The sequence below is a fragment of the Halorubrum sp. AJ67 genome (assembly GCF_000513435.1).
This window is the reverse complement of record NZ_CBVY010000019.1, coordinates 22,538-26,223: the sequence shown is the minus strand read 5'-3', so window position 1 is coordinate 26,223 and position 3,686 is coordinate 22,538. Positions and strand designations below refer to the sequence as shown.

Sequence of the window (3,686 nt, the reverse complement as noted above, 5' to 3'; positions counted from 1 at the left end):
GAAACCGTATAACTTCGTATAGCATACATTATACGAAGTTATACGAGAGCGCGATGCTCACCCGAGAGCCGGAGGTTATCGAGCACGCGCGGCGCGTCGGTCGGGCCCGGACAGGGCCGGCGGCAGCGTCTCGCCGAGGCCGGCGACCTTCGGGTTCCCCATCGTGAGGAGGAGGTTTCCGATGAACAGGATCGTCGAGACGAAAAGCAGCGTCCCGCCGATCGCGATCTGGACGTTCAGCTCCTCGAACCCGCCGAACATCGACGCGTACTCGAACCCGGCGTACTCGGGTTCGGCGGTCCGGCGCGGCACGCCCATGATCCCCTGCGCGTGCATCGCGTTCGACATCAGCGCCATGCCGACGAACCAGACGACGACCTGTACCAGTCCGATCGTGCGGCTGTAGATCGGCTTGTTCGAGATCTGCGGCCAGATCCAGTAGGTGGCGGCCATGAACGTGAGCGCGACCGCGGTCCCGACGGTGAGGTGGAAGTGGCCCGGGACCCAGATCGTGTTGTGGATCATGTAGTTGATGTTCATCCCGGCGTTGACCATACCGGAGAAGCCGCCGGCGGCGAACATCAGTCCCGCGAGCATCATCCCGGTGAACGCCGGATTCCGCCACGGGAGGTCGGTGAGCCAGCCGAGCAGGCCGCTCCCGCCGCGCCGCCGCGCGCCGTACTCGACGCTCGCGACCACCGTGAACGCGGTGAGCAGGCTCGGCAACAGCAGGAACATCGTGTTCGTCATCGAGATGAACTTGAACCCTTCCGCGATCCCCGGGTCCAGGTACTGGTGGTGGATCCCGACCGGGGTCGAGAGGAGCAAGAATAGGACGAACACGACGCGCGCGAGCGGGTCGCTGAACAGGCGTCCCCCGGCGATCTTCGGCAGCACGGTGTACCACAGCAGGTACGCCGGCATCAGCCAGAAATACACCACCGGGTGGCCGAAGAACCAGAAGAGCGTCCGGGTCAGCGTCGGGTTCACCTGATCGATCAGGCCGAGCGACCACGGGAGCAGGAAGATCAGCACGGAGGCCGCCACGGCCGAGGAGGCGATGTACCACATCGCCATCGTCGTCAACACCATGAACGTCTGGAGCGGGATCCGCTCGTCGGGGTGGTCGCGCTTCCACGCGAGCCACGCCCGGAAGAAGTCGGCCCCGGCGATCCACGAGCCGACGATGAACACGGCGAGGCCCGCGTAGAACATCGGGTGGGCCTGAAGCGGGGCGTAGAACGTGAACAGCACGTCCGCGCTCATGTCGATCGAGTCGACGAAGCCGGCGAGGATCGACACGCCGGTCATCGTCATCCCGACCGCCATGATGGCGTACCATGTCCACGTGACCTTCGTGTTGACGAGCGGTCGATCGAGGCTCCGCACGACCGCCCAAGTGAACAGGCCGACGAGGAAGAACGTCGTGAAGCTGATCGCGAGGAACACCCCGTGTGCGGTCAGAACGGTGTAGTAGTCGCTCGACGGGATGATCCGCGCCACGTCGGTCCGGTGGAGCGTCTGGACGATTCCGAGGGCCGCGCCGATCACTAACGCGAGGAAGGCGCTGAGTAGGGCGGCGCGGACGATCCGCGCTTCCTCGGGGAACTTGTCGGCGAAGGTCTGATCCGCCTCGATCGCCTCGCTCATTCGCCGTCACCCCCGCTGGTCCGCTCTTCGTACTGCGCCTGACTGACGACGTTCACTTTCCCCTCCATGACGTGGTGACCGGCACCGCAGTACTCGTTACAGACGATCCCGTACTCGGCCGGGTCGTCCGTCTCGACGGTGATCTCGGACACCTCGCCGGGGATGACCATCGTGTTCGCGTTCGTGCCGGCGACCTCGAACCCGTGTGTCACGTCCGCGGACGTGACGTAGAACGTCACGGTGCTGTTCTCCGGGACAACGATCGGGTCCGGCTGGAAGCCGTACTGCCGGGCGACGACGTACGCCGCGTACTCGTTCTCGCCGATCTGTTCGACGCGCGGTTCCGAGAACCGTTCGTCCTCGTCGAGCGCGCCGGGATCGATCGTCGGCTCGGTGTCGCTCACCATCGCGATGCCGGGACCGACCGCGCCGTACGTCACGGTGCCGATGAGGGCGAGTATCAAAGCGATCGAGAGCGCGAGCCAGAGTTTCTCGTACGCGTGAATGTGCATGTCTGATCACCCCACAACGATGAGGTCTCGGCCGAGGAACTCGATGTAGTAGATGTACACCCACGAAAGAACCAGTATCGCGAAGTATATTCCGATGAGCGTGAGAGTTCCAATCGGATCGAACTCCTCGGTGTCACCGCTCACGTCGTCTGTGGGAGCGTGTGCGGTCTCGTTTTGACCCATGGACCGCGCTTATCGGTAATAGACTATATAACGTGTATTCGTTCTCGAAGCGTGAAAACACGGGTATTATATATTTTCGGGGAGCCGATAGTTTCGGTATGGACTTCTCGATCCAACAGGCCGTCCTCCTAATCCTCGGCGGGCTCATCCCCGCGGTGGTGTTCATCGCGGACCGGTCCGAGGTCTTCGTGGCGGTCTCGCTTGTGAACGTGTTGCTCATCTGGGTGAGCCTCCGGATCGCGACCGGCGGCAGCGTGCCGGGGATCAGCGGCGACGACACGGAGCCGGACCGGGCGTAATCGACCCGGACGCGACGAGGAACCGCCAGACTCGGTCCGCGAACCGTCCCGTGGGGCACCGGACGCAACCACACATGTCACACTGTACGCTCTGTGATCTCCCGGTCGGGGACGACCCGCACGTCGCCCCCGACGTCGACGGCGAGTTCTGCTGTCAGGGGTGTCTCGCCGTCGCGCGCTCGCTCGACGACGTGGACGACCTCGACGAGGTGGAGGAGCGACGACCGGACGCGACGCCCGACGACGAGTTCGACGGCGAGACGACGTTCCTCCACGTCGACGGGATGCACTGCGCGACCTGCGAGTCGTTCCTCGAGATGACCGCGGGCGAACAGGAGGGGGTCGCGGCCGCGGAGGCGAGTTACGCGACCGACACGATCCGGGTCGATTACGACCCCGACGCCGTGAGCGCCGAGGACCTCCCCGACCGGCTCTCCGTCGCCGGCTACACCGCGAGCGACCGCGCCGACCCGGAGCCGGACTCCGACGACGTGGCTGTCGTGCGGTTCCTGATCGGCGGCGGCTTCTTCGGGATGATGGCGATGCTGTGGTACGTCCTCTTCCTGTATCCCACCTACTTCGGCTACGACCCGATCCTCGATCTGGGAGGGGTCACCGGGACCTACCTCTTCGCGCAGATCTGGGTGTTCACCTCCATCGTCCTGTTTTACACCGGCTACCCGATCCTCCGCGGGGCGTACGTCAGCCTGCGGGCGCGACGGCCGAACATGGACCTGCTGGTGTCGCTCGCGGCGGGGAGTTCCTACGCCTACAGCACGCTCGCGCTCCTCGTCGGCCGGACCGACCTCTACTTCGATGTGACCATCGCCGTGATACTGGTCGTCACCGCCGGCAACCACTACGAGTCGGTCATCAAACGCCGGGCGACCGGACTGCTCTCCGACCTGACAACGGCCGAGGAGCGAACCGTGCGGACGGAGGCGGGCGAGAGCGTCGCCGCCGACGCCGTCGACCCCGACGACCGACTCCTCGTGCGCCCCGGCGAGCGCGTGCCGTTCGACGGTATCGTCGTCGAGGGACC

The 3,686-nt window shown here is 65.0% G+C and carries 4 protein-coding genes and 1 pseudogene; 2 read left to right on the top strand and 3 right to left on the bottom strand.

All coding sequences use genetic code 11. From position 1 onward, the window contains the following. Nucleotides 1–65 precede the first annotated feature (65 nt). The 3 genes and pseudogenes from BN903_RS12980 to BN903_RS17620 all read right to left on the bottom strand — a co-directional run. Nucleotides 66–1,650, bottom strand: a pseudogene (locus tag BN903_RS12980) (b(o/a)3-type cytochrome-c oxidase subunit 1); the annotation flags it as partial. Then, nucleotides 1,647–2,162: a cytochrome c oxidase subunit II gene (locus BN903_RS12975; protein WP_048078135.1), complete on the bottom strand. Its 516-nt coding sequence runs from the start codon at nucleotides 2,160–2,162 to the stop codon at nucleotides 1,647–1,649. The gene BN903_RS12975 and the pseudogene BN903_RS12980, both read right to left, overlap by 4 nt. Before the next feature lie 6 nt (nucleotides 2,163–2,168). Beyond that, nucleotides 2,169–2,345 (bottom strand): hypothetical protein, encoded by a 177-nt coding sequence (locus BN903_RS17620; RefSeq protein WP_195155808.1) that lies wholly within the window; start codon nucleotides 2,343–2,345, stop codon nucleotides 2,169–2,171. A gap of 98 nt (nucleotides 2,346–2,443) precedes the next feature. Here BN903_RS17620 and BN903_RS12970 point away from each other — a divergent pair, with 98 nt between their 5' ends. Both BN903_RS12970 and BN903_RS12965 read left to right on the top strand, forming a co-directional pair. Next, nucleotides 2,444–2,644, top strand: coding sequence for a hypothetical protein (locus BN903_RS12970; RefSeq protein WP_048078134.1), 201 nt, complete (start codon nucleotides 2,444–2,446; stop codon nucleotides 2,642–2,644). Between the two features lie 74 nt (nucleotides 2,645–2,718). Then, the coding region (locus BN903_RS12965; RefSeq protein WP_048078133.1) for a cation transporter at nucleotides 2,719–3,686 on the top strand (968 nt) is incomplete at its 3' end.

Coding starts and splice junctions, on each gene's coding strand:
- BN903_RS12975 (WP_048078135.1), bottom strand. CDS start 2,162: ATGCACATTCACGCGTACGAGAAACTCTGGCTCGCGCTCTCGATCGCT.
- BN903_RS17620 (WP_195155808.1), bottom strand. CDS start 2,345: ATGGGTCAAAACGAGACCGCACACGCTCCCACAGACGACGTGAGCGGT.
- BN903_RS12970 (WP_048078134.1), top strand. CDS start 2,444: ATGGACTTCTCGATCCAACAGGCCGTCCTCCTAATCCTCGGCGGGCTC.